Below are 24,429 nucleotides of genomic sequence, written 5' to 3' on the forward strand. Positions count from 1 at the left end.
ACCATCTGCCGCTATATAAGCCGCATACGGCATACACACTGCCTGTTCAAACCCTGTCAATCAGAAAAACACTGCCAGGCTCCTTCTACGGAGCTGCGCCGTAGACCTGCCGACCGGCAAAGTAAGTCGCCAGAACCTGAGTGTCTTTCAAAGCCTCTACATCTACCTCCAGCACATCGCGATCCAGCACAATAAAGTCTGCCTGCTTACCCACCTCCAGAGAGCCAATTTCCCTCTCCATTCGGATAGCCCTGGCCGCGTTGATGGTATAGGCCCTAAACATACTATCTTTATCCATACGCTCGCCTGCATTCAAACCGCCACCCGGCCCAGAGCGTGTCATTGCATGATGCATGGCTTCCCACGGATTCGCCGTAGAAATAGGCCAATCACTAGCACCCACAATCACCGCTCCATGCTGCTGCAGCGATCGAGCTGGATACTGACCCTGAAACTCCGAATCAGGAATATAAGGCTTGACCAGATCAAGCAGATAGTTATCAAGCTCGGCCCAGTGCAACTGCATGACAGCCATCACATCGAGCTGTTTAAAGCGGGGATAATCAGCCGGGCTTACCAACTGCAGATGCGTAATGGAATGCGGTACACCACTGCTACGCTTTTTGCGCGCCGACTCAATAGCATCCAAAGATACACGCACTGCTCTGTCACCCAAGGCGTGGATATGCACCAGCCAGCCACGCAGATCAATAGCATCAACCAGCTGCGTCATTTTGCGCTGCTCCAGCAGCAGCTCGCCCTGCTTGCCTGAGTTTTCATAGCGGCCCAGCAAGGCTGCGCTTTGAGCCGGATACTCCAACACCCCATCAGCAAACACCTTGATACCCGGCAAACTCAGGTTAGGGATGTGCGCAAAGCGCTTTCGGACACCATCAAGCCGCTCCAGATCCGCAGCATCACTCTCCGGACTGGCCACCAGCAAGGCAGCAACATGAGCAGTTAATAAACCCGCTTCTGATAAAACCCGGTAAGCCGGCAATATGCCCTCTCCAACACTGCCAAGAGATCGAGAAAACAACGCTTCCCCCGGTCCGGCGTTGGCCGCCGGGTCCATCCAGGCCGTAATGCCATAGCGATTATTGGTTTCAACAGCGATTTTTGCAGCTGCCAGTAGCTGCTTTTCAGCTGGTTTGGGCAAGATCACCGTTACCTTATCCAGGCCAGCATCCACCAACACCCCATCAGGCTGTCCATTACTAGCCACACCTATGGTGTGTTGAGACTTCGCAGGCAATGACTGCACGTAAGCAGCGTCAATTCCCGCCTTTTCACGCATTGCCTGATTCGCCCAGGCCGTATGATAGTCAGCCCCCATCAGCAACACAGCCTGGTGCTGCCAAGCCCCAGCATCCAGCAAATCGCTCAATGACTCGGGCGCAGACCACACCGCTGGATTCACCCCAAACACCACCATAGGCACATCTGGTCCGGACTCTTTTTCCACCAGCCAGGCTTGCAATTGCTGAGCGAGCTCAAGCGGGCTGAACTCTTGATCCTCCAGGTTTGGCTCCAAAGCAGCCAGGCCCGCAAAAATAGCGTGGGAGTGCGCATCAATCAGGCCAGGCATAACGCGTCGACCCTCAAGGCTTAGCATGCGAGTTTTCGCTCCCTGATAGTGCAAGATCTGTTCGCTCTTGCCTATGGCCAGAATTCGGCCGTGGCTCACGGCCATCGCCTCGGCATCAGGTGAATTGGCATTAGCGGTATAGATCTTCGCGTCCAGAAAGATCGTATCAGCGACTTCATTAGCGTCAACGCTCCCCATAGACCCAACTAGCATCACAGCACACAAGCACCTGAATAGCCTGTTTATCCCCATCATTGACTGTCTCCTGCATCAGCTTTTGATCATGCTCGGCCAGTACCCACCCAAGCGACAACTCAAACTTGGATCAGCATGACATCGCATCACTCCCTGTTTATGGATTTTATGATTTCGACATCCAGACAGCGCTTAATAAAGCTCTGCAAACCCAAGACAAGCGCTACCAGAGCCCGTGACAGATTTCCTCTAAAGCACGGAAGGCCAAGGCTTTAGTCAGAATGCACAACGTTTAAACAAGGCGCATTCAAACCAGTCCCCCCAACCCCGGGCAATGCCAAACGCAAAAAACCCGCCTTGCGGCGGGTTTTTCTTCAAGCAGACTGCAAGCGCTATCAGGAAGCAGCAGGAGCAGCTGGGCCGCCTTGAGCTTCGATACCGCCGATAGCCTTGATCGACAGACGCAGACGACCTTTCTCGTCAGCTTCAATGACCTTGACCTTAACAACCTGACCTACTTTCAGCACGTCATTGATGTTGGCGATACGGTAGTTGGCAATCTCGGAGATATGCAGCAAGCCGTCACGGCCTGGCAGCACTTGCACAATCGCGCCAAAGTCCAGCAAACGCATCACTGGGCCTTCGTATTCCTGACCCACTTCCACTTCAGCGGTCAGTTCCTTAATACGACGCTCGGCTTCGCGGGCCTTGTCCAGATCAGCACTGGCGATCGTGATGGTGCCATCATCCGAAATATCGATCTGTGTGCCGGTTTCTTCGGTCAGGGCGCGGATGGTTGCACCACCCTTACCAATCACGTCACGAATCTTCTCGGGGTTGATCTTCACGGTCAGCATGCGAGGCGCGAATTCGGACATCTCGGTACGGGAACCGTCGATGGATTCTTTCATCTTGCCCAGGATGTGCATACGGCCTTCGTGAGCCTGAGCCAATGCAACCTGCATGATTTCCTTGGTGATACCCTGGATCTTGATATCCATCTGCAAGGCAGTGATACCTTTCTCGGTACCGGCAACCTTGAAGTCCATATCGCCCAGGTGATCTTCGTCACCCAGAATGTCGGTCAGCACAGCAAACTTGTTGCCTTCCTTGATCAGACCCATGGCCACACCGGCCACGTGATCCTGCACAGGCACACCAGCGTCCATCATGGACAGGGAGCCACCACACACCGATGCCATGGAGGAGGAACCGTTGGATTCAGTGATCTCGGACACCACGCGGATGGAGTACTGGAAGTCTTCAGCGGCTGGCAGCAAGGGAGTCAAAGCACGCTTGGCCAGACGACCGTGACCGATTTCACGACGCTTGGGAGCGCCGAAACGGCCGGCTTCGCCTGTGGCGAACGGAGGCATGTTGTAGTGCATCATGAAGCGATCGCGGTACTCGCCCATAATCGAATCAATGATCTGCTCGTCTTGCTTGGTACCCAGAGTGGTGACCACCAAGGCCTGAGTTTCGCCACGCGTGAACAAGGCGCTACCGTGAGCACGGGGCAGAACGCCCAAACGGATGCTGATAGGACGAACGGTACGGGTGTCGCGACCATCAATACGGGACTCGCCGCTCAAGATGCGCGAACGCACGATCTTGCTTTCCAGGTCGAACATCATGTTTTCAACGGCAACCATATCAGGCTGATCCTGACCGGCGGCTTCAGCTTGAGCCTTGACCGTTTCTTTAACCTGAGCGTAGACAGCGCGCACTTGCTCGGTACGAGCTTGTTTTTCGCGAGTCTGGTAGGCCTGTGTCAGACCTTCTTCAGCAGCAGCGGTTACCGCAGCCAACAGGCTTTCGTTAACAGCAGCAGGCTGCCAATCCCACTCGGGCTTGCCAGCTTCTTCAACCAGTTCGTGAATGCAGTTGATGGCTGCTTGCATTTGCTCGTGAGCAAACACCACACCACCCAGCATGACTTCTTCGGACAATTGCTTGGCTTCGGACTCAACCATCAGCACAGCCTGCTCGGTACCAGCCACAACCAGATCCAGAGCCGAAGATTTCAGCTGAGTAGCGGATGGGTTCAGCACGTACTGACCATCAACGTAACCCACACGGGCAGCGCCCACAGGACCGTTGAAAGGAATGCCGGAAATAGCCAGGGCAGCCGAGGCGCCGATCATGGCAGCGATATCAGGATCAATTTCAGGGTTGACCGATACCGTGTGAATGATGACCTGAACTTCATTGTAGAAGCCTTCAGGGAACAGGGGACGCAGTGGGCGGTCGATCAAGCGGGAGATCAGGATCTCGCGCTCGGATTGGCGGCCTTCACGCTTGAAGAAACCACCAGGGATCTTGCCAGCGGAGTAGGTTTTTTCGACGTAATCAACGGTCAGAGGGAAAAAATCCTGACCTGCTTTCGCTTCGCTTTTGCCAACAACAGTGGCCAACACAACAGTGTCTTCAATCGAAACCAGCACGGCACCTGACGCCTGACGTGCGATTTCGCCGGTTTCCAGAACGACGGTATGTTCGCCGTACTGGAAAGACTTGGTGACTTTATTGAACATTAGGAGAATCCTTACAATAAAAAAACCGTGCACACAGCGAAACCAGTTCGCCGAATGCACGGTTGTTTAGCGGGGAGCCAGCCCCGGTATCACTTACGCAGACCGAGTTTTTCGATCAAAGCACGGTAAGCGTCTGGATTACGACCTTTCAGGTAATCCAGCAATTTGCGACGACGGCTAACCATGCGCAACAGACCACGACGGGAGTGGTGATCTTTGTTGTGAGCCTTGAAGTGGCCGGTCAATTCGTTGATGCGAGCGGTCAGCAAAGCCACTTGCACTTCTGGGGAGCCTGTATCGCCTTGTTTACGCTGAAACTCGGAAACGATATCGACTTTTTTGATATCTGCAACTGCCATTTTATTTAGCCTCTAAGACTTGCGTTAGGACCGAGGTGCCCTAACGTGTTGAAAATGAGATTGAGTGCACCGGGCCCATCAGGCCAAGTGCAAGCAAACGATTATAACGAAAAACCGGACAAGGCGTTAAGCATTTCGGCCTGCTAGCCTGCCAAAGCCGGGGATTTTAGTTGTTTCCACGCCGAAGTCGTGCCAAAGCACGGGCTCGACGCCAGCGCCAGGCCATTACAAACCAGCCCGACAAGCCATACAGGCAGAACAGGCCAAACAGGAAGACTGGCGGATCCGTAGAGACAAACACGAAGACCAGCACAAAAAGCAGCATGACCCAAAATGGCACGCTACGGCTGATCGCAAAGGACTTACCGCTGTAGAACGGCGCATTGGAGACCATGGCCAGGCCGGCATAAATGGTTAAACCAAAGGCAACCCAGGGAATCACATTCACTTGCAAGGACAGCTTGTTGTCCACCGCCAGCCAGACAAAGCCAGCGACCAGAGCAGCGGCCGCCGGGCTGGGCAAGCCCTGGAAAAAACGCTTGTCGACCACTTCAATATTGGTATTGAAGCGGGCCAGGCGCAGCGCACCACCGGCTACGTAAATAAAGGAAGCCAACCAGCCCCAGCGTCCCAGGCCCTGCATGGCCCAGACGTACATGACCAGCGCGGGCGCCGCACCAAAGGAAATCATGTCTGCCATGGAATCGTATTGCTCACCAAAGGCGGACTGAGTATTGGTCAAACGAGCAACCCGCCCGTCCATACCATCAAACACCAGCGCCAGGAAAATGGCGATGGCTGCCGCCTCAAAGCGGCCATTCATGGCCTGCACAACAGCATAAAACCCCGCGAACAGATTGGCGGTCGTAAATGCGTTGGGCAGAAGATAGATGCTACGCCGACGACGGGTTTCATCATTGAGCAAATTGGGCATAATTTATGCTTTAAGAGTTGTTGCTAAGGACTGAACACTCGAATGTAGCATTGTCCCCAAGGCTACAGAGTGCAAATAATTCCAGCATATATAAGCCAGAGCGAACAAAAATGGCCAAGAGGCCTGCGCCCAGGGAGTTCATGGATAAACAGTAGATTTTATCGAACCCGCTTGCGCACCACCCCAACAGGGGCACGATGGTCAAACCAAGCACTGCATTTTATCGCGCCCTCACCAATACGGCTATAAGGCGAGAACAAGGCGCTTCCATCCTTTTCTCAGCCCAAGCAGAGGCGGCGCTGAAAGCCAAATTCTTGCAGCAATAAAAAACCGGCTGACGCCGCAAGACGTCAGCCGGTTCAGGCTCAAGACCAGGGCAGCTTATGAGGTTGCCCCGATATCAAACTTAGTTCTTGGACTTGTCGACCAGCTTGTTAGCGGCGATCCAAGGCATCATGGAGCGCAGCTTGCTACCCACTTGCTCGATCTGCGATTCGGCGTTGATACGACGACGCGAGATCAGGGTAGGAGCGCCGGCGGCGTTTTCCAGGATGAAGTTCTTGGCGTACACGCCGGTCTGGATGTCTTCCAGGCACTGACGCATGGCTTTGCGGGTTTCGTCGGTAACAATCTTCGGACCGGTCTCGTATTCGCCGTATTCGGCGTTGTTGGAGATCGAGTAGTTCATGTTGGCGATACCGCCTTCGTAGATCAGGTCCACGATCAGCTTCAGTTCGTGCAAGCACTCGAAGTAAGCCATTTCAGGAGCGTAACCAGCTTCAACCAGCGTGTCGAAACCAGCCTTGATCAGCTCAACCGCACCACCGCACAGAACAGCCTGTTCACCGAACAAGTCGGTTTCGGTTTCTTCGCGGAAGTTGGTTTCGATGATACCGGCACGGCCACCGCCGTTAGCCGATGCGTAAGACAGAGCTACGTCGCGAGCAGCGCCGGTCTTGTCCTGGTAAACAGCGATCAGGTGAGGAACGCCGCCGCCTTGGCTGTAGGTGCCACGCACAGTGTGACCAGGAGCCTTGGGAGCAATCATGATGACGTCGATATCGTCACGTGGCACAACTTGGCCGTAGTGAACGTTAAAGCCGTGAGCAAATGCCAGAGCGGCGCCGGGCTTGATGTTCTCGGCAACCTGGTTGCGGTAAACCTCAGCAATGTTTTCGTCAGGCAACAAGATCATGACGACATCAGCGCTCTTGACGGCTTCAGCCACTTCCTGAACTTTCAGGCCAGCGTTCTCGGCTTTGCTCCAGGAGGCGCCGCCTTTGCGCAGACCAACAACCACGTTCACGCCGGACTCGTGCAGGTTCAGGGCGTGGGCGTGGCCTTGCGAGCCGTAACCGATGATGGCAACGGTCTTGCCTTTGATCAGGGAAAGATCACAATCCTTGTCGTAGAAAACTTTCATTTCAGGTGCTCCAAATTTAATAATTTCGCTTAAACAGCAATTCGAGAATGGCCGCTCATGCAGCAGCGGCACAAAAAGGACCTTGACTCATTACTTTCAGAACAGGGCCACCGCGGTCTACACAGCGTCAGGCCGTGTTTACCCTTTATAAGGAGCTGCCTTGAAAAGCAGCTCCTTGAATAAAAGCGGTAATTATGTCCTGAAAAAGCCTTGGCTTACAGCTTTAAGACACGTTCGCCACGGCTGACACCAGAGACCCCGGTGCGCACTGTTTCAAGAATGGCCGTACGATCCAGCGCATTGATGAAAGCAGCAATTTTGTCTTGAACACCGGTCAATTCGATGGTGTATGTCTTGTCCGTAACATCAATGATGCGACCACGGAAAATGTCCGCCATGCGCTTCATCTCTTCACGTTCCTTGCCCACCGCCCGCACTTTGATCAGCATGAGTTCACGCTCAATGTGTGGGCCTTCGGACAGATCCACCACCTTGACCACGTCAACCAGACGGTTCAAGTGCTTGGTGATCTGCTCGATGACGTCGTCCGCCCCTCGGGTAACGATAGTCATGCGAGACAGGGTGTCGTCCTCGGTTGGAGCGACCGTCAAGGTCTCGATGTTATAGCCACGGGCCGAAAACAGGCCGACCACACGGGACAGTGCGCCGGGCTCGTTTTCCAGAAGGATAGAAATGACGTGTTTCATGATTCTCTCCTTACAGATCGTCCGGGCCCAAGAGCATTTCTGTCAGGCCGCGGCCTGCTTTCACCATCGGGAACACGTTTTCGGTTTGGTCCGTGATGAAGTTCAGAAATACCAGGCGGTCTTTGTGCGTGGTGAAGGCTTCGCGAATAGCGGGGACCACATCGGCTGGCTTGTCGATCTCCAGACCCACGTGACCATAGCTTTCCACCAGTTTGACAAAGTCAGGCAGTGCATCCACGTAAGACTCGGAATAACGCGAGCCGTAGTCGATTTGCTGCCACTGGCGCACCATGCCCAAATAACGATTGTTCAGGCAAAGAACCTTGGGGCTCAAGCGGTACTGTTTACACGTAGACAGTTCCTGGATGTTCATCTGAATGGAGCCCTCACCAGTGATGACGGCAACATCCTGGCCAGGGTTGGCCATTTGCACACCCATTGCGTAAGGCAAGCCCACGCCCATCGTGCCCAGGCCACCGGAATTGATCCAGCGACGAGGCTTATTGAATTTGTAGTACTGAGCCGCCCACATCTGGTGCTGACCCACATCAGACGTCACGAAAGCGTTGCCGCCCGTCACTTCCCACAGGGATTCCACCACGTATTGCGGCTTGATCAGCTCGTCCGACTTGGCGTAGGCCAAGGAGTTCTTGCCACGCCAGACATTGATCTGTTTCCACCAATCATTCAGGGAGGGCTGGTTCTGCGATTCCTGACGGCTTTGCGCATACAGCTCATTGAACTCGGTCAGCACGTCTTTGACACAGCCCACGATAGGCACATCAACTTTCACGCGCTTGGAAATTACCGAAGGATCAATATCAATATGAATGATCTTGCGTGGGTTCTGACCGAAGTGGCGGGTATTACCAATCACTCGATCATCAAACCGTGCACCCACTGCGATCAGAACGTCGCAATGCTGCATGGTCATATTGGCTTCGTAAGTACCGTGCATGCCGGGCATGCCGATGTACTGATCCGCCGTACCTGGATAGGCACCCAGACCCATCAAGGTAGTCGTGCAAGGAGCACCGCTTAACTTGACCAGCTCATTGAGCTCACTGTCAGCATTACCCAGCACCACACCACCACCAACATAAATCAGCGGGCGCTCGGCGCTATTGAGAATCTGGACGGCTTTCTTGATCTGACCTTGATGGCCTTTGGTCACAGGTGCGTAGGAACGCATCTTGACCTCGCCACGCTTGGGCGTGTATTTGCACGTTGCGGTCGTAATATCTTTAGGGATATCAATCAGCACAGGACCAGGACGGCCTGTCGTGGCAATAAAAAATGCCTTGCGAATGGTATCGGCCAAATCACGAACATCGCGCACCAGGAAGTTGTGCTTGACGCAAGGACGGGTGATACCGATGGCATCACATTCCTGGAAAGCATCTTCACCAATTGCCTGGGTGCTGACCTGCCCACTGATGATGACCATCGGAATGGAGTCCAGGTAAGCGGTCGCAATACCGGTGACGGCATTGGTGACGCCCGGGCCACTGGTTACCAGTGCCACGCCAACTTTTTGGGACGAACGGGAATAGGCATCCGCAGCATGAACAGCAGCCTGTTCATGACGCACAAGAATGTGCTGGAAGCGGTCCTGCTTGAAGATTGCGTCGTAGATATAGAGAACGGCACCACCCGGATAACCGAAAACGTGTTCCACGCCTTCGTCCGCGAGCGTGCGCACAACAATATCTGCGCCATTTAATTCAGACATGAGTTTTCCTTTCAGTCTTGCTCTGCAATATCGACTGACCACGACGGTCCGAGCTTGAACCGATGTCAGCAACATGATCTGGCGCTTCATGGCCCACAGGACCACACCACCCAGACACATTACCGTCCGGCCTGCACTCTTCGACACCCAGTGCGTGCATACAAAAACGTATGCGTTAGCTTGAAACGGAAGTCCTGGCATCCCACGCTTGTGACGCGGCCAGCAACAAAGTTTTTAGGCGCAAAAAACCGGGCGGATGGCCCGGTTAACAGTGCCTCGCTACAATTTGCTCGGATAAGGAGCAAAAACACCTGGTTACTTTACCTTGACTGCACAAAGCGAGCAACTGTGATTGTTGGTAAAGTGCAAAAAAACAGGCTTAAAGCTTGCATACGTAAAACGATATACTGTCTACCTATGACGAGCTGTCCGGGTATTTTATGGCATCGCCCATCCCACAATTAAAACAATTCCTGTATAGCCACTATTTTTTCGGCGGACTGCGCCAGTCCATCGGTGTGCTGTTGCCGGTCATTATTTTGGGCCGCTTCTTTGGTCACTATGACATTGGCGTCATTGCGTCCATGGGTGCCACCTGCGTTGCCATCATTGACCAACCCGGCGGCCCACGCCGCTATCGCAACAATGAAATGCTGGGCGGTATTGCGCTGGGCACGGTCACCGTTGGCCTGACAGGTCTGGCCTCCAGCTCTCCCCTGCTGCTGGTCCTGTGCGTACCGTTTCTGTGCTTTCTGTACAGCATGTTCTCCGTCTTTGGTCGTCGCGGCGGGCTGATCGGCTTTGCCGCCCTGCTGCTGATGACCTTGACGATGCGCTTTCCCATGCAGCCTCACGAGGTATTGGCGCACACGCTGTATTCCTTTGCCGGTGGTCTGTCCTATTACTTGTTCAGCACCCTGTTCCGACGCTTGTTCTGGTATCGGGAAGAGCGCCAGACACTGGCGGTAGCCCTGTTTGCCACGGCTGAATACATGGAAGCGCGCTCGCAATTCTATGACTCCACCTCGGATCTGGACGCCTGCTATAGACGGCTGATCAATCTTCAATCCAATATGACCGAAAAGCACCAGGCCGCCCGCGATGTGGTGCTACGTGAACTGCCGCGCGGTTATGGACGAGGCGATCACCACCGCAAGGCACTGCTGACAATCTTCTTGAATATGGTCAGCATTCTGGACTCGCTGGTCGCGACCTATACCGACTACACCGTCCTGCGCCGTCAGCTTTCCGACAGCGATTTCATGGTTTTTGCGCGTGATGGCTTGCACAAGCTTTCGTTGGATATTGGCCGCATTGCCATGAATGTTTCACGAAGCGCTCGCACCACCCGTCGCTCCAGCGTCAAAGCGGAAATCCGCGCCATGGAATACGAGCTGGAGAAGTACAAACGCCAGGGCATGTCGCAAACAGACCCGGAAACCTACGCCCTGCTAGTCCAGGTCTTGCGCCGACTGCGTAACCTGAACCGTATTGTGGACAGCATGGCAAGCCTGTCGCATCGTGCCAGCCAGAACCTGCCAGTCGATCAGTACCTGAATAAATCGCTAAGCCGCATGCTCTCGCGTGAAGAACTGCGTTTGGGCATGCTCAGCAGCAATATGAAGCTGAAGTCCTCGCACTTCCGCTATGCGGCACGTGTCAGCATTGCGTCCATGGTGGCCCTGGGAGTTGGCGCACTCAGCGCCCATTTCCAAAGCGAACTGGGCCTGGTCAGCGCCCTGACAGCACACAGTTACTGGATCATCCTGACGATTCTGGTCATTATGAAGCCAGGCTTTGCCATCACACGCCAACGTAATGGCTGGCGCCTTTTTGGCACGGTACTAGGCTGCGGGGCGGCCTTCCTGCTCCTGAAGCTGACGGACAACCGCGAGCTGTATCTGATCGCCATGTTGCTGGCCTACCTGCTGGGTAACAGCCTGGTTCAGCTGAACTTCCTGCTATCGGCCCTGTTCAACACAATCTTTGTGATTTTGTCCTTCCAATTCCTGTCCACGGGCGGCTCCTTCATTATTGGAGAACGTCTGGTGGATACGCTGATTGGTTGCGGTATTGCCATGGCCGCCAGTTACTTGCTCCCCAACTGGGAATCCAGCGCCATGACAGGTCTGGCCCGAGCAGCCTTGGCCGCCAACAAAGAGTTCTGGCGTGCAGGGCTGGAATTCGCTCGCTTGAGCCGCCTGCATAACCAGATCCTTAAAAGCGGTCAGGAAGGCGAACCCACCATGACAGAGGCTCAGAAAAACCAGGTGGATCTGGACTTGATGGAAGCCGACACCGCCTGGCAAGTGGCAAACAAGAACGTACACATTGCCTTTAGCAACTTTGCCTCGGCCTTTTATCGCATGATGGATGAACCAGTTAGCCGACAAGCCAATGTATCCCTGCTGAATAACCTGCTGATTCAGAACCACGTACTGGCCTCGCAGATCAGCGCCGCTGCCCCGCTTCTGGCTAATTTGAGTCAGATTCCGCCAGGCATCCAGAACTCCCTGGATGCCATTGGCGCACTGATTAACGACCAGGATGCCGACCCGCCTGCTTCCATCGAAACCGACGGTGAGCTGGCCATGCTGGCCTACCCGATCCGTCAAATGGTCAAGGCCGCCCAACTGATACGTCAGGATATGAGAGGCCTGGAATACAGCGCTGGCCCGCAACTGCCGCCTGAGCGCAAGCAGGAACTGAAACAGCAAGGGGCCTGATGGCCATGCCATGTCCCGTATACATTTGGAGCTCGCTGTCGGGACCAAATAAACAAGAACTCAAAGCACAAAGCACAAGAGCATAGGGTGCCAAGCCCTCCTCAGTTCGCAGGACCAAAAATAAAAAGGCAAGGCGCAAATACATGGCCTTGCCTTTCCTTTTTTACCTGCAAGACCGCAGATCAGCTAAAGAGCTGTTCTTACGGCGCAAGCAACAACGCTAACTACTTATCAAGCCTTGGCATCCTGCTCGGAGCGACGGAACACCAGCTTGTCCTCGCTGGAGAGCTCAGGCTGGAATACATACCCCTCGCGATCAAACGCTTTCAAGCCTTCCACTGTTTGCACACGCTTGTCGATGACAAAGCGGGCCATCAAACCACGGGCTTTCTTGGCGTAGAAACTGATAATCTTCCAGACACCGTTTTTCTCGTCCTGGAAAACGCACTGAACCACACGGGCACGCAAGGCTTTTTGATCGACCGCCTTGAAATACTCTTCGGAGGCCAAGTTCAAGACAACGGGCTTGGCTTCGCCTTCCTGACGCTCGTTCAAATAATTGGCAATCCGGCTGCCCCAGTAAGCGTACAAATTGGCACCTTCGGGATTCTTCAAGCGAGTGCCCATTTCCAGACGGTAAGGACGCATCAAATCCAAAGGACGCAAAGCACCGTACAAACCGCTAAGAATCACAATGTGGTCCTGCGCCCACTTCAGCTCCTTGTCCGACAAATCCGTTGCAGCCATGCCCTCATATACATCACCATTAAAAGCCAGAATGGCCTGACGGGCATTGGAGCGGTCAAACTTGGGCTCCCACTCCTGGTAACGCTGGACATTCAAGCGCGCCAGGTCGTCGCTCAGCTTCATCAAGCCGGCAATATCCTCTTCGGACTGAGTGCGCAAAATATCAATCAAGCCTTGCGCCTGCTCCACAAACAGAGGCTGGGTTTCCAGCTGCGTGCGTACAGGGGAATCGTAATCCAGCTTTTTCGCTGGCGAGAGCAATAACAACATGCGCCTATATCCTTTCTATCCAAACAGATAAAGGGCCATGCCCTTTATCTGCCATCTACAAAACGCGCTTTGACAGCAATTAGCGAGCCGTCCAGCCACCATCCAGACTTAGCGTCGTACCCGTCATTTGGTCTGCGGCGGCAGACGACAGGAACACAGCAGCACCGCCCAATTGTTCAGGAGTCACAAACTGCAGGGAAGGTTGTTTCTCAGCCAGCAGCTCGCGTGCGGCAGCTTCAATATCAATCCCTTTTTGCTGGCTGATAGCTTCGATCTGCTTTTCCACCAAGGGAGTCCGTACCCAGCCCGGGCAGATTGCGTTGCACGTAATACCCTTGCCAGCATTTTCCAGTGCGGTCACTTTGGTCAGACCCACGACACCATGCTTGGCAGCCACATAAGCCGATTTATTTACCGATGCCACCAGACCATGTGCCGAGGCGATATTGATAATGCGCCCCCAACCCTGCTTTTGCATGATGGGCAAGGCAGCCGCTGTGCCGTGGAAGACGGCTGACAGGTTCAAGGCAATGATGGCGTTCCATTTGTCGACAGGGAACTCTTCGATAGGCGCGGTGTACTGAATACCAGCATTATTGACCAGAATATCCAAACCGCCCAAGGCCTCTGCCGCCTTGGCAATAAAGTCACGCGTGGCCTGTGCGTCGCTCAAATCAGCATTCAGATAATAGGCTTTGACACCAAACTTGGACTCCAGCGTGCTGCGCTCGCGCTCGATATCTTCAGGCTGACCAAAACCATTGATCACCACATCTGCACCGGCTTTCGCCAACTCGGTGGCCATGGCCAGACCGATACCACTGGTCGATCCTGTTACGACCGCTTTTTTACCTTTCAGCATAGATACCTCGTGAGTATGGACAACAGAGAACTGAAACCCCAAGTGTACTCGCCGGCCTGCACTGCCGGGAAATGCAATGGGCTCGTTTTGTCCGCAATCATCAAGGCTTGCAAAACAAGGCCAAACACCATCGGACCACGTACTAGCGCATTACCCCCTAGAACTTCGGCCTGCGCGGGGAAAAGTCGGCCATACACAATGTTGCGGATGAGTTTTCCGAACATCGGCCGCGACGGACACTTTTACCTTAACGTTCTTATGTGACAAAACAGCAAATAAACCATGCTGAGGGAGCAGGACGATCAAACCAGCAGAAAACAAAAAAGCCCTTGAATAATCAAGGGCTTTCAAAATTCCAGGTGGCGGACAGGGTGGGATTCGAACCCACGGTACGCTTGCACGTACGCCTGATTTCGAGTCAGGTACATTCGACCACTCTGCCACCTGTCCGCGATTGCTTATATGGTTACAAGCAAGCCCATAAATATAGATCAAAGAACACTCTTTGACAAGCACTAAAGAGACATAGCACTTGCGTCAAAGAGCGGAGTTTCCTGATAAGACCAGCCACTCAAACCAAAGAGCTCTTTTCAATCAAGGGTTTACCCTCTGTTTTGGCCTAATTCACTTGTTCACCCTGAGCCGCAGGCCTATATTGGAAACACACATTGATGCATCGCAGCCCTGCCTCTCCAAGGCAGTCCTTGTAATTCCGGCGCAGCTTGCTGGACTTGATAAAAGGAATTGTCATGCAAACCTTCCAATGGATTATCGACGCCAACGGCGACGGCATATACAGCCTGAATGAGGTTCTCCAGACTCTGCGCTGGGCTTTTCGGATACCAGGCAGCCTGGTAGTTGAAACCTTGGGCTCCATCCCGGTTCTGTCTGATCTACTGCGTATCCAGGCTTCAGAAGCGACAGGCTACGCTTCTTTGCGAGGCGGACTGGTCAATATCCTGTCGTTATTCTTCTGGGCCGCACTCTGTCTCTGGTTTCTGGAAGTCAACTCCAAGCCACGTGCAGAGCCTGCGCAGCGCAACGTACGCCATGCGCCACACTTGAACAAGCAACTGGATTCTGTGCACGGTCGGCAGCTACACGCGAACTACAACCGGCGCCCTGTCCGCCATCGTCAGGTTGAACGCCATACCTTCTAGATGCACTCATGCCCTCCTGCCGAAAAAGGAGAAACATGTGTTAAGAAAGGTAAACCCCTGGCATAGCGCATACGAGCCGTGTTGCGTTTGGAAGTGCTTTGCCAGGATTACCTAACGTTTGGACTACAGGTTTTAGGCAACAATCGCTGCAGCTAGTGTCATTAGAGGTGCAGCTTATGAAAAAACTACTATTAGCCGGTTTAATGGCCTTGAGCACCAGCGCCGCCTCTGCGGGCGGTGTAAATGTCGATATCAATGTCGGTATTCCGGGTATCGGTTACGGGCCGATCTACTACCCACCCGCTCATGTTGTGGAACGCCCGGTTTATGTCGCCCCACCCCCAGTGGTTTACCACCCGCCACGTTACGTCTATCGTCCCGGCTACGTGGAATATGGTCGCTCCAACAAGGAATGGCGCAAGGAGCAGCGACGCGCTCACAAGCGCTGGCGCAAACAGCAGGAGCGCTACTGGGATGATGACTAATCCATCACTACGGAACCATGAATGAAAAAGGGCTGAGGACCACAAAGGTCATCAGCCCTTTTGCTATTCAAGCAGAGGCGTTACTTCGCAGGCACCAGACGTTCCAGTCCGCCCATATAAGGACGCAGAACCTTGGGCACAATCACGCTGCCATCTTCTTGCTGGTGGTTTTCCAACACAGCCACCAAGGCGCGGCCTACGGCCAGGCCAGAGCCGTTCAGCGTATGCACAAACTCCGGACGTGCCTTGCTGTCGGCGCGGAAACGCGCCTGCAGACGACGAGCCTGGAAAGCCTCGCAGTTCGACACCGAGGAGATCTCGCGGAATGTGTCCTGGGCAGGCAACCACACTTCCAGATCGTAGGTTTTGGCAGCAGAGAAGCCCATATCGCCAGTGCACAGTTGCACTACACGGTATGGCAGTTCAAGAGCCTGCAGAACGTGCTCGGCATGACCGACCATGGACTCCAGCGCCTCGTAGGATTTTTCAGGATGAACGATCTGCACCATTTCAACTTTGTCGAACTGGTGCTGACGGATCACGCCACGGGTGTCTCGGCCACCGCTACCGGCTTCCGAACGGAAACAAGGCGAGTGAGCAGTCAGGCGGATAGGCAGATCGTCACCGGCCAGAATCTCGTCACGCACAGTACCGGTCAGGCTGATTTCGGAGGTCGAGATCAGGTACAGGTCTTCAGGCTTGGATTCGGTCGGATCGGCTGGCTCGTTGTCCTGACCACCTTTGGTGACCCAGAACATATCGTCCTTGAACTTGGGCAATTGGCCGGTGCCATACAGCGTGGACGCGTTCACGATGTATGGGGTGTAGCACTCGGTATAGCCGTGCTCTTCCACCTGGGTATCCAGCATGAACTGAGCCAGAGCACGGTGCAAACGCGCCAGTGGGCCACGCAACACCATGAAGCGAGCGCCTGCCAGTTTGCGGGCAGCTTCAAAATCCAGACCAAACTGCTCACCCAGATCCACGTGATCACGCGGCTCAAAGGTGATGTGCGCAGGCTTGCCCTGATCATCTTTAGGACCCGGGATCCAGCGACGTACTTCGACGTTGTCTTCTTCGGACTCGCCTACCGGCACGCTTTCGTGCGGCAGGTTAGGAATCGTGGCGAACCAGGAGGACAGCTCGACCTGCACTTGGGACAAGTCCTGCTCCAGCTGCTTCAGGCGCACCGGAATTTGCTGGGATTGAGCCAATGCTTCGCTGGCGTCTTCGCCCTTGGACTTGAGCTGGCCGATGCGTTTGGCCAATGCATTGCGCTCGGCCTGCAAGGTTTCGGTTTCCACCTGTACCGCTTTGCGGCGGGCTTCCAGCTGCTGGAAACGCTCGGTGTCAAATTGCACGCCACGTTTCGCCAGGCCCTGTACCAGCGGCTCCAAGTCTTTGCGTAATTGGTTCAGATCTAACATTTAATAGCCATATAGGTGATGGTTCAATCCCGATTGATCTGGTGATTTTAACCACAAGCCACCACAAGCGCAGCACAGCGCAAGCAGTACTGAGGTATCGGGAAATACGGGGGTGACAGGTCAGGCAACGCCTGTCCTGTCTTAGGTGTCTTTTTTACCGGCCTGCTCATCCAGCTGACGCAGGCGCTCCATTTTTTCAGCAATCTTGATTTCCAGACCACGAGGCACAGGCTGATACCAGTGGGGATCGGGAATGCCGTCCGGCAAGTAGGTCTCACCCGCCGCATAGGCATTAGGCTCGTCATGCGCATAGCGATACGCATGACCGTGGCCCAGCTCTTTCATCAGCTTGGTCGGCGCGTTGCGCAAATGCACTGGCACTTCGCGGCTTTTATCCTGCTTCACAAAGGCGCGGGCCTGGTTGTATGCCATATAACCGGCATTGCTCTTGGCTGCGATCGCCAGATAAATCACGGCCTGCCCCAGCGCCAGCTCTCCCTCGGGACTGCCCAGGCGCTCGAAGGTCAAGGCAGCATCGTTGGCAATTTGCATGGCGCGCGGATCGGCCAGACCGATATCTTCCCAAGCCATACGTATGATACGGCGCGACAAATAACGGGCATCTGCTCCGCCGTCCAGCATCCGGGTCAGCCAATACAAGGCAGCGTCCGGGTTGGAACCACGTACCGACTTATGCAAAGCAGAAATCTGGTCGTAGAAGTTGTCGCCCCCCTTGTCAAAACGCCGGGAGTTCAGGGTCAGAGCATTTTGCAGGAAGTCTGTCGTGACCAGCTCGGTGCCGGAAGTCTTGGCGGCCGTATTGGTCTGCTCCAGCAGGTTCAAAAAGCGTCGGGCATCGCCGTCGGCATAACTGATCAAGGTGTCGACGGCTTGATCCTCAAACTCCAGGCCATCCAGGGCATTTTGTTCCTGTACACGGCGTAGCAGAAGTTTGAGTTCATCATCCGTCAGGGACTTGAGCACATAGACTTGCGCCCGCGACAGCAAGGCCGAATTAACCTCGAAGGACGGGTTTTCCGTGGTGGCACCAATAAAGGTCACCAAGCCGCTTTCAGCATAAGGGAGCAGCGCGTCTTGCTGAGACTTGTTAAAGCGGTGTATCTCGTCCACAAACAGGATGGTGTGCTTGCCCATGGCCAGATTCTGCTGGGCCTGCTCCATGGCGGCTCGGATATCTTTCACGCCTGAAAAGACGGCGGACAAGGCGATGAACTCGCATTCGAATGCACTGGCCGTCAAACGTGCCAACGTGGTTTTACCCACGCCGGGAGGCCCCCAGAAAATCATGGAGTGTGGTTTGCCGGACTGAAAAGCCAAACGTAGTGGCTTGCCCTCGCCCAGCAAATGAGACTGCCCCACCACCTGATCCAGGGTTTTGGGGCGCAGTGCTTCGGCTAAAGGTGCGGCGGGTTCCTGAGCGAACAAATCACGCATGGCGATCGCCCTTCCTAAAATGGCAAGACCTGGCCAAGCGGACCAGGTCTGTATTGAAAACTTGTTTTGTCAAAGCCAGCCAACACTGACCCTGACGATAGCTGCACAAAAACAGAATGTGCATCAAGGCATGGAGACGACATCCACTCCGGCAGGAGCCTTGAACGTGAAGGTACCCAAGGTAATCCGAGGGTTCGGTTCCAAGCCGGTGAAGTCGATATACGTGGTTTGCCCGAACGAGTCCTGCAATTCCAGACGACGTGGCTCACGATCCTTGAAGCCGATGTCTACGTAGGAAAAGCCGGCATCGCTTTGCAAAGGCGTGGCTCGGATCCACTCCAATCCATCCCGTGCATCTTGCTCAACCAGACGGAAGGAGTCTTCCAGATTGCCAGTACCAAACAAGATCGCAGCAGGCGAAGCGCCGATGGACTGGTCCACACCACGCTCGGTGACCTGGGCCAGATCCGGGTCGTATTGATAAAGCAGCTTGCCGTCAGACACGATCAACTGTTCATAAGGGCGTTGCACATGCCATTTGAACTGACCGGGACGCTGAAACACGAATTGCCCGGATTGCGGCGCACCTTTGGACTGGCCGTTGCTATCGACCGTACGCTGGGAAAACTCGCCCGTTGCAGCGCGCACATCTTGCACAAAAGAGCGCAATTGCTCGCTGGCCGAAGCAGCCATGGTCAAGGCAGGTGTAGCGGCCAGCAGCATGCTGGCCAGCAGTGTCTTAATCTTCATCTTTGGCACCTCCTGCGGGGACCAGAATTTCACGGTTACCGTTGGGCTGCATGGCCGATACCAAACCGGCCTGCTCCATTTGTTCCAGCAGTCGGGCTGCCCGGTTATAACCGATACGCAAATGACGCTGCACCGAGGAAATCGAAGCGCGACGATTCTTGATAATGACTTGAACAGCCTGGTCGTAAAGCGGGTCTGCTTCAGCGTCTGCCATGCCGGTCGCCGGGTTGACGCCGTCACCCGACTCACCTTCGACCGCACCTTCCAGCAGGCCTTCGATGTAATCGGGCTCGCCGTGTTCTTTCAGGTGCTCAACCACGCGGTGAACTTCCTCGTCGCTGACAAAAGCGCCGTGCACTCGTTTAGGCAAGCCTGTACCGGGAGGCAGATAGAGCATATCGCCCATGCCCAGCAAGGTTTCTGCCCCCATCTGATCCAGAATGGTGCGCGAGTCGATCTTGGAGGACACCTGGAAAGCGATACGTGTCGGAATGTTTGCCTTGATCAGACCCGTAATTACGTCCACGCTAGGGCGCTGCGTAGCCAGAATCAGGTGAATACCAGCTGCTCTAGCTTTCTGAGCCAAACGGGCAATCAACTCTTCGATCTTCTTGCCCTGCACCATCATCAGGTCAGCCAGCTCGTCAATAATGACGACGATCATGGGCAGAACAGACAACGGCTCGGGCGCATCTGGCGTCAAGGAGAAAGGATTGGGGATAGGCTCTTCACGCTTTTGCGCTTCGCGTATCTTGGCGTTGAAACCGGCCAGATTGCGCACGCCCAGCTTGCTCATCAAGCGGTAGCGTTTTTCCATTTCGGCCACACACCAGTTCAAGGCATTGGACGCCAAGCGCATGTCCGTGACCACCGGCGCCAGCAAATGAGGAATGCCTTCATAGACACTCATTTCCAGCATCTTGGGGTCGATCAGGATCAGGCGCACATCTGCCGGGTCTGCCTTGTAGAGCAGCGACAGAATCATGGCGTTAATCCCCACGGACTTACCGGAGCCGGTTGTACCGGCCACCAGCAAGTGAGGCATCTTGGCCAGATCCGCCACCACAGGCTTGCCGGCAATATCCTTGCCCAAAGCCATGGTCAGCAAGGAAGCGCTGCTGTGATAGGTTTGCGAGCCAACGATTTCTTCCAGACGCACCATTTGGCGGCGAGGGTTGGGCAGTTCCAGGCCCATCAGGTTTTTTCCGGGAATGGTTTCCACCACCCGGATGCTGACCAGACTCAAGGCGCGGGCCAGGTCTTTGGCCAGATTCACGATCTGGCTACCCTTCACGCCCGTGGCAGGCTCAATCTCGTAGCGCGTAATGACCGGCCCCGCCTGGGCGGTCACTACCGTCACCGCAACACCGAAGTCCGACAATTTCTTTTCAATCAGGCGCGAGGTGAACTCAATGGTTTCCGGCGACACCGTCTCTACATTGTCAGAGGCGGGGTCCAGCAGGGACAGCGGAGGCAAATCGCCCGCTTCGCCAGCCTGACGAGGCGCCTTGAACAAGGTCTGCTGCTTTTCTTTCTCGACGCGCTCCGATTTGGGCACAGCCACAAAAGCAGGTTCGATACGCACAGGCTGTTCGTGTACCAGTTGCTCCTGCTTGGCGACCACGCTTTCCGTACGCTCGGCACGTTTGACCTCGCCCACGCGACGATCCTGACGGGCCGACCACAAAGTCATCACACGGCGAATCGCCCCTTCGATGAAGCCGCCCAGACGTTCTGCCAACGTCAGCCAGGAGAAACCGAAAAACAAACTGGCCCCACCGGCGAGCAGGCCCATCAGCACCAGAGAGGCTCCACCAAAGCCTATCGAAGTTACTAATAGTTGCGATAATAATTGGCCCAACTGCCCGCCAGCCCCCGCAGGGAGCTGCCATTGCTGGCCCAGGTCTTTAAAAAACAGCGATTCCAGGCCCATGCTGCCCAGAAACAAAAAGAAAAAGCCTATGCCAATTTCCCAGCGCACCCGAGGCAGAACATCCTCGTTTTTAGTGCTGGGCAAGAGCAAAGCGGTCAGACGGTAAAAGCCCACGGCCACGCGCTGCACCAGCAGCACCACCCAAAGCCAGGCCGTCAGACCAAATAGAAACAGGAGGAAATCGGCGATGTGGGCACCAAAGATGCCCCCGCCGTTTTGAGTCAGACCCGAGTGCACGGAATGCGACCAGCCGGGATCGCCCGGATCCCAGGTTGCCAGTACCAGGCCCAGCCAGGCTGCCAGAGCAGCGAAGATAATCCACCGTGCTTCGCGCAGCAGTCCTGTCAGGCGCTGTTGCAGGGCTGAAGGCCCATTACGCACATTTTTGGATGACCGGGACGAACGAGGGGATGTTGCAGGTATTCTTGCCATGGACTCATTATAATTGGAGATCGTCTTTTTCGGATTTTCTGTGATGTCGACTACTAAGCACGCAAAAGTACTCATTCTGGGCTCAGGCCCGGCCGGCTATACCGCAGCGATCTACGCAGCCCGCGCCAACCTCAACCCCGTCTTGGTCACTGGCATGGAGCAAGGTGGCCAACTGATGACCACCACGGATGTAGATAACTGGCCAGCCGATGCCCAAGGCGTCCAGGGACCTGATCTTATGGCACGTTTCCAGGCTCATGCGGAACGATTCGAAACAGAATTAATCTTTGACATGGTGTCCTCGGTTGATCTGTCCACCCGTCCCCTGACCCTGAATGGTGATAGTGGCACAGTCTACACCTGCGATTCGCTGATTATTGCGACAGGCGCCTCGGCCCAATACCTGGGCCTGCCAACGGAGCAGGAATTCATGGGCCGTGGCGTGTCCGGTTGCGCAACATGTGATGGTTTCTTCTACAAGAATCAGGACGTGGTCGTGGTCGGTGGTGGCAATACCGCCGTGGAAGAAGCCCTGTACCTGTCCAATATTTGCAAGACCGTGACCTTGATTCACCGTCGCGATACCTTCCGTTCCGAACCCATCCTGACCGACAAGCTGATGGACCGCGTCCAGAATGGCAATATCCAGCTGAAACTGCACAGCGAACTGCAAGAAGTGCTGGGTGACGCTTCGGGCGTGACAGGTGTGCGCATCATCAATAACCAGACCCAGGCCACTGAAGACCTGGCTGTGACTGGTGCCTTTATCGCCATCGGCCACAAGCCCAACACCGGGATCTTTGAAGGCAAGCTGGAGATGCACGACGGCTACATCACGACTCGCAGCGGTCTGAAAGGCATGGCCACCATGACTTCCGTTCCTGGCGTTTTTGCCGCGGGCGATGTGCAAGACAATATCTATCGTCAGGCCATTACCAGTGCAGCCAGCGGTTGCATGGCCGCCCTGGACGCACAGCGCTGGTTGGATGAAAACAAATAAGCCCAAAGCCGTAGGGCGTAGTCTGGCAGACCTGAAGAAGTTGCAAGGTCAGGTCCGCCAGGATCTCAACCCGCCCCCGGCCCCGAGGAGGAGGAGGAGGAGGTGGTGGTGGTGGTGGCTGCGCGTGGCAGGAAGTGCAGGGAGCAGAACCAGGCTGTTTATTATGGCGTTTGAGGGTTCAAGCAAGCGCGAGACATAAAAAAAGACGGGCTGACAGCGCCGTCTTTTTATACCTGCCGCTAAGTAAGATCAGCCTTTTTCCAGACCGGCCTGCACTGGGCGCGCGCCCAGTTTGTCGATCAGAACCTGGGGATTGATACCCAGCAAATAGCCGCGTCGGCCACCATTGATGTAAATGGTGTCAAACTCCAGCAGTTCTTCTTCCAGCCATACGGGCATGGCCTTGCGGGTGGCAAAGGGCGAGGTGCCGCCAACCATATAGCCCGAATGGCGTTGAGCCACATCCGGTTTACAGGGGGCGATCTTTTTCGCGCCGGTTTGGCGGGCCAGATTCTTGGTGGAGACCTCACGGTCGCCGTGCATCACGATGATCAGGGGCTTGGCGCTTTCATCTTCCATGATCAGGGTCTTGGCCACCCGGTGCAGGTCCAGACCCAGCTGGGCTGCCGCTTCCATGGCTCCGCCATGATCGACATAGTTGTAGCTATGCTCGGTAAAGGAAATGCCATTTTTACGTAGCCACTGTGTGGCCGGTGTTTCGCTAACGTGTTTTTCTTTAGCCATATCTTGGTCGTGCGCTCAGGCGCGTGGATGATGGGCTGCGTGCAAGGCTTTCAAGCGCTCACGTGCCACATGAGTATAAATCTGGGTCGTGGAAATGTCGGCGTGTCCCAATAGCATCTGCACCACGCGCAAGTCGGCGCCGTGATTGAGCAAATGGGTCGCGAAAGCATGACGTAAAACGTGCGGGGACAAGGGGGCCAGAATACCGGCCTGAACCGCATATTTCTTGACGATCAACCAAAAAGACTGGCGGCTCATGCAAGTGCCGCGTCCTGTAATAAATACAAAGTCGCTGCGGCGATGGCCCAGCAAGGCAGGGCGGGACTCCTGCATATAACGTTCGATCCAGTGCAGGGCCTCCTGTCCCAAAGGCACCAGCCTGTCCTTGCCCCCCTTGCCCTGGTCGATGCGCAGCACGCCATCGCTCAGGCTCAGGTTCTGCAAGGGCAGTTCAGTCAGTTCCGTGACGCGCAAACCGCTGGCATACAAGGTTTCCAGCATGCAGCGATCGCGCAGCCCCAAGGGATTATGTATGTCCGGGGCAGCCAGCAGGCGTTCTACCTGTTCTTCGGACAAGGTGTGCGGGACGCGTGGCGCCTGTCGGGCGCTGCTCAATTCCAGGCAGGGATCGTCCTGCCGCATGCCTTCTTGCACTGTCCAGTTGTAAAAGCGACGTAAGGTGGCCAGCCTGCGATTGGCTGTGCTGGCCTTGCTCTGATCTGCCTGGCTGGCCATCCATTCCCGCAAATCCTTGGCTTCCAACTGTTCCAGCGCTTTGCCTTCGCGCTCTTGTTGAGCCCATTCCTCCAGGCGTTCCAGATCCTGCCGATACGCTTGTTGGGTGTTGGCAGACAGGCCGTCCTGCAACCAGAGCATGGTGATGAAATCGGAAATCAGACTGGCTTGCGTCATGAGTATGAAAAATTCGGAAAGCGTGGCTGTTGGCGTGCTTTTGGGAGCCGGGAT

Annotated in this window: 19 protein-coding genes and 1 tRNA gene; 4 read left to right on the forward strand and 16 right to left on the reverse strand. The window is 55.0% G+C overall.

The features are described 5' to 3' along the window. Positions 1 to 85: 85 nt before the first annotated feature. The 7 genes from D0C27_RS18620 to ilvB form a co-directional block, all read right to left on the reverse strand. The gene (locus D0C27_RS18620; protein ID WP_205717081.1) at positions 86 to 1,786 is read right to left on the reverse strand and encodes an amidohydrolase; all 1,701 of its coding nucleotides are present in this window, start codon (positions 1,784 to 1,786) and stop codon (positions 86 to 88) included. A 392-nt stretch (positions 1,787 to 2,178) separates the two neighbouring features. Then, positions 2,179 to 4,317 carry a polyribonucleotide nucleotidyltransferase gene (pnp, locus tag D0C27_RS18625; RefSeq protein ID WP_035272454.1) on the reverse strand — a complete coding sequence of 713 codons (2,139 nt, stop codon included), beginning with the start codon at positions 4,315 to 4,317 and terminating at the stop codon, positions 2,179 to 2,181. A gap of 89 nt (positions 4,318 to 4,406) precedes the next feature. Further along, entirely contained in the window at positions 4,407 to 4,676 is a 270-nt protein-coding gene (gene rpsO / locus D0C27_RS18630) for a 30S ribosomal protein S15 (RefSeq protein ID WP_003801068.1), read from the reverse strand. Between the two features lie 166 nt (positions 4,677 to 4,842). Then, positions 4,843 to 5,610, reverse strand: a complete 768-nt coding sequence (gene pssA, locus D0C27_RS18635) for a CDP-diacylglycerol--serine O-phosphatidyltransferase (RefSeq protein ID WP_035272453.1) — start codon at positions 5,608 to 5,610, stop codon at positions 4,843 to 4,845. 406 nt (positions 5,611 to 6,016) lie between these two features. After that, positions 6,017 to 7,033 (reverse strand): ketol-acid reductoisomerase, encoded by a 1,017-nt coding sequence (ilvC, locus tag D0C27_RS18640; RefSeq protein ID WP_009456705.1) that lies wholly within the window; start codon positions 7,031 to 7,033, stop codon positions 6,017 to 6,019. Positions 7,034 to 7,248: 215 nt separating this feature from the next. Continuing rightward, entirely contained in the window at positions 7,249 to 7,740 is a 492-nt protein-coding gene (gene ilvN, locus D0C27_RS18645; RefSeq protein WP_003801075.1) for an acetolactate synthase small subunit, read from the reverse strand. Positions 7,741 to 7,750: 10 nt separating this feature from the next. Further along, positions 7,751 to 9,472, reverse strand: coding sequence for a biosynthetic-type acetolactate synthase large subunit (gene ilvB / locus D0C27_RS18650; RefSeq protein ID WP_035272452.1), 1,722 nt, complete (start codon positions 9,470 to 9,472; stop codon positions 7,751 to 7,753). Positions 9,473 to 9,912: 440 nt separating this feature from the next. Here ilvB and D0C27_RS18655 point away from each other — a divergent pair, with 440 nt between their 5' ends. Next, complete coding sequence (locus D0C27_RS18655; RefSeq protein WP_115633931.1) at positions 9,913 to 12,198, forward strand: FUSC family protein; 2,286 nt, start codon at positions 9,913 to 9,915, stop codon at positions 12,196 to 12,198. A gap of 231 nt (positions 12,199 to 12,429) precedes the next feature. On the opposite strand, the gene yaaA is transcribed toward D0C27_RS18655, so the two are convergent. The 3 genes from yaaA to D0C27_RS18670 all read right to left on the reverse strand — a co-directional run bounded on the left by yaaA (position 12,430) and on the right by D0C27_RS18670 (position 14,527). Beyond that, positions 12,430 to 13,215 (reverse strand): peroxide stress protein YaaA, encoded by a 786-nt coding sequence (gene yaaA, locus D0C27_RS18660; protein ID WP_009456706.1) that lies wholly within the window; start codon positions 13,213 to 13,215, stop codon positions 12,430 to 12,432. Between the two features lie 79 nt (positions 13,216 to 13,294). After that, positions 13,295 to 14,077: a 3-hydroxybutyrate dehydrogenase gene (locus tag D0C27_RS18665; RefSeq protein WP_060186460.1), complete on the reverse strand. Its 783-nt coding sequence runs from the start codon at positions 14,075 to 14,077 to the stop codon at positions 13,295 to 13,297. 360 nt (positions 14,078 to 14,437) lie between these two features. Continuing rightward, positions 14,438 to 14,527: transfer RNA gene (locus D0C27_RS18670), tRNA-Ser, on the reverse strand. A gap of 299 nt (positions 14,528 to 14,826) precedes the next feature. On the opposite strand from D0C27_RS18670, the gene D0C27_RS18675 reads away from it, so the two are divergent. Next, the gene (locus D0C27_RS18675; RefSeq protein WP_026483205.1) at positions 14,827 to 15,237 is read left to right on the forward strand and encodes a hypothetical protein; all 411 of its coding nucleotides are present in this window, start codon (positions 14,827 to 14,829) and stop codon (positions 15,235 to 15,237) included. Between the two features lie 176 nt (positions 15,238 to 15,413). Beyond that, positions 15,414 to 15,722, forward strand: a complete 309-nt coding sequence (locus D0C27_RS18680) for a hypothetical protein (protein WP_026483206.1) — start codon at positions 15,414 to 15,416, stop codon at positions 15,720 to 15,722. Between the two features lie 80 nt (positions 15,723 to 15,802). Here D0C27_RS18680 and serS read toward each other — a convergent pair whose 3' ends face one another. The 4 genes from serS to D0C27_RS18700 all read right to left on the reverse strand — a co-directional run bounded on the left by serS (position 15,803) and on the right by D0C27_RS18700 (position 21,719). After that, entirely contained in the window at positions 15,803 to 17,149 is a 1,347-nt protein-coding gene (serS, locus tag D0C27_RS18685) for a serine--tRNA ligase (RefSeq protein ID WP_137431434.1), read from the reverse strand. 141 nt (positions 17,150 to 17,290) lie between these two features. After that, the gene (locus D0C27_RS18690; protein WP_137431435.1) at positions 17,291 to 18,604 is read right to left on the reverse strand and encodes a replication-associated recombination protein A; all 1,314 of its coding nucleotides are present in this window, start codon (positions 18,602 to 18,604) and stop codon (positions 17,291 to 17,293) included. 123 nt (positions 18,605 to 18,727) lie between these two features. After that, entirely contained in the window at positions 18,728 to 19,354 is a 627-nt protein-coding gene (gene lolA, locus D0C27_RS18695) for an outer membrane lipoprotein chaperone LolA (protein WP_137431436.1), read from the reverse strand. Next, positions 19,344 to 21,719, reverse strand: a complete 2,376-nt coding sequence (locus D0C27_RS18700; RefSeq protein WP_137431437.1) for a DNA translocase FtsK — start codon at positions 21,717 to 21,719, stop codon at positions 19,344 to 19,346. Before D0C27_RS18700 ends, lolA begins: the two co-directional genes overlap by 11 nt. Positions 21,720 to 21,762: 43 nt before the next feature. Here D0C27_RS18700 and trxB point away from each other — a divergent pair, with 43 nt between their 5' ends. Next, the gene (trxB, locus tag D0C27_RS18705) at positions 21,763 to 22,719 is read left to right on the forward strand and encodes a thioredoxin-disulfide reductase (protein WP_009456742.1); all 957 of its coding nucleotides are present in this window, start codon (positions 21,763 to 21,765) and stop codon (positions 22,717 to 22,719) included. A 249-nt stretch (positions 22,720 to 22,968) separates the two neighbouring features. On the opposite strand, the gene ybaK is transcribed toward trxB, so the two are convergent. Next, positions 22,969 to 23,463, reverse strand: coding sequence for a Cys-tRNA(Pro) deacylase (ybaK, locus tag D0C27_RS18715; RefSeq protein ID WP_035270993.1), 495 nt, complete (start codon positions 23,461 to 23,463; stop codon positions 22,969 to 22,971). Between the two features lie 15 nt (positions 23,464 to 23,478). Beyond that, positions 23,479 to 24,375 carry a site-specific tyrosine recombinase XerD gene (gene xerD / locus D0C27_RS18720; protein WP_137431439.1) on the reverse strand — a complete coding sequence of 299 codons (897 nt, stop codon included), beginning with the start codon at positions 24,373 to 24,375 and terminating at the stop codon, positions 23,479 to 23,481. Positions 24,376 to 24,429: the final 54 nt, after the last annotated feature.

The organism is Alcaligenes faecalis, from assembly GCF_005311025.1.
Lineage (GTDB): Bacteria > Pseudomonadota > Gammaproteobacteria > Burkholderiales > Burkholderiaceae_B > Alcaligenes > Alcaligenes phenolicus.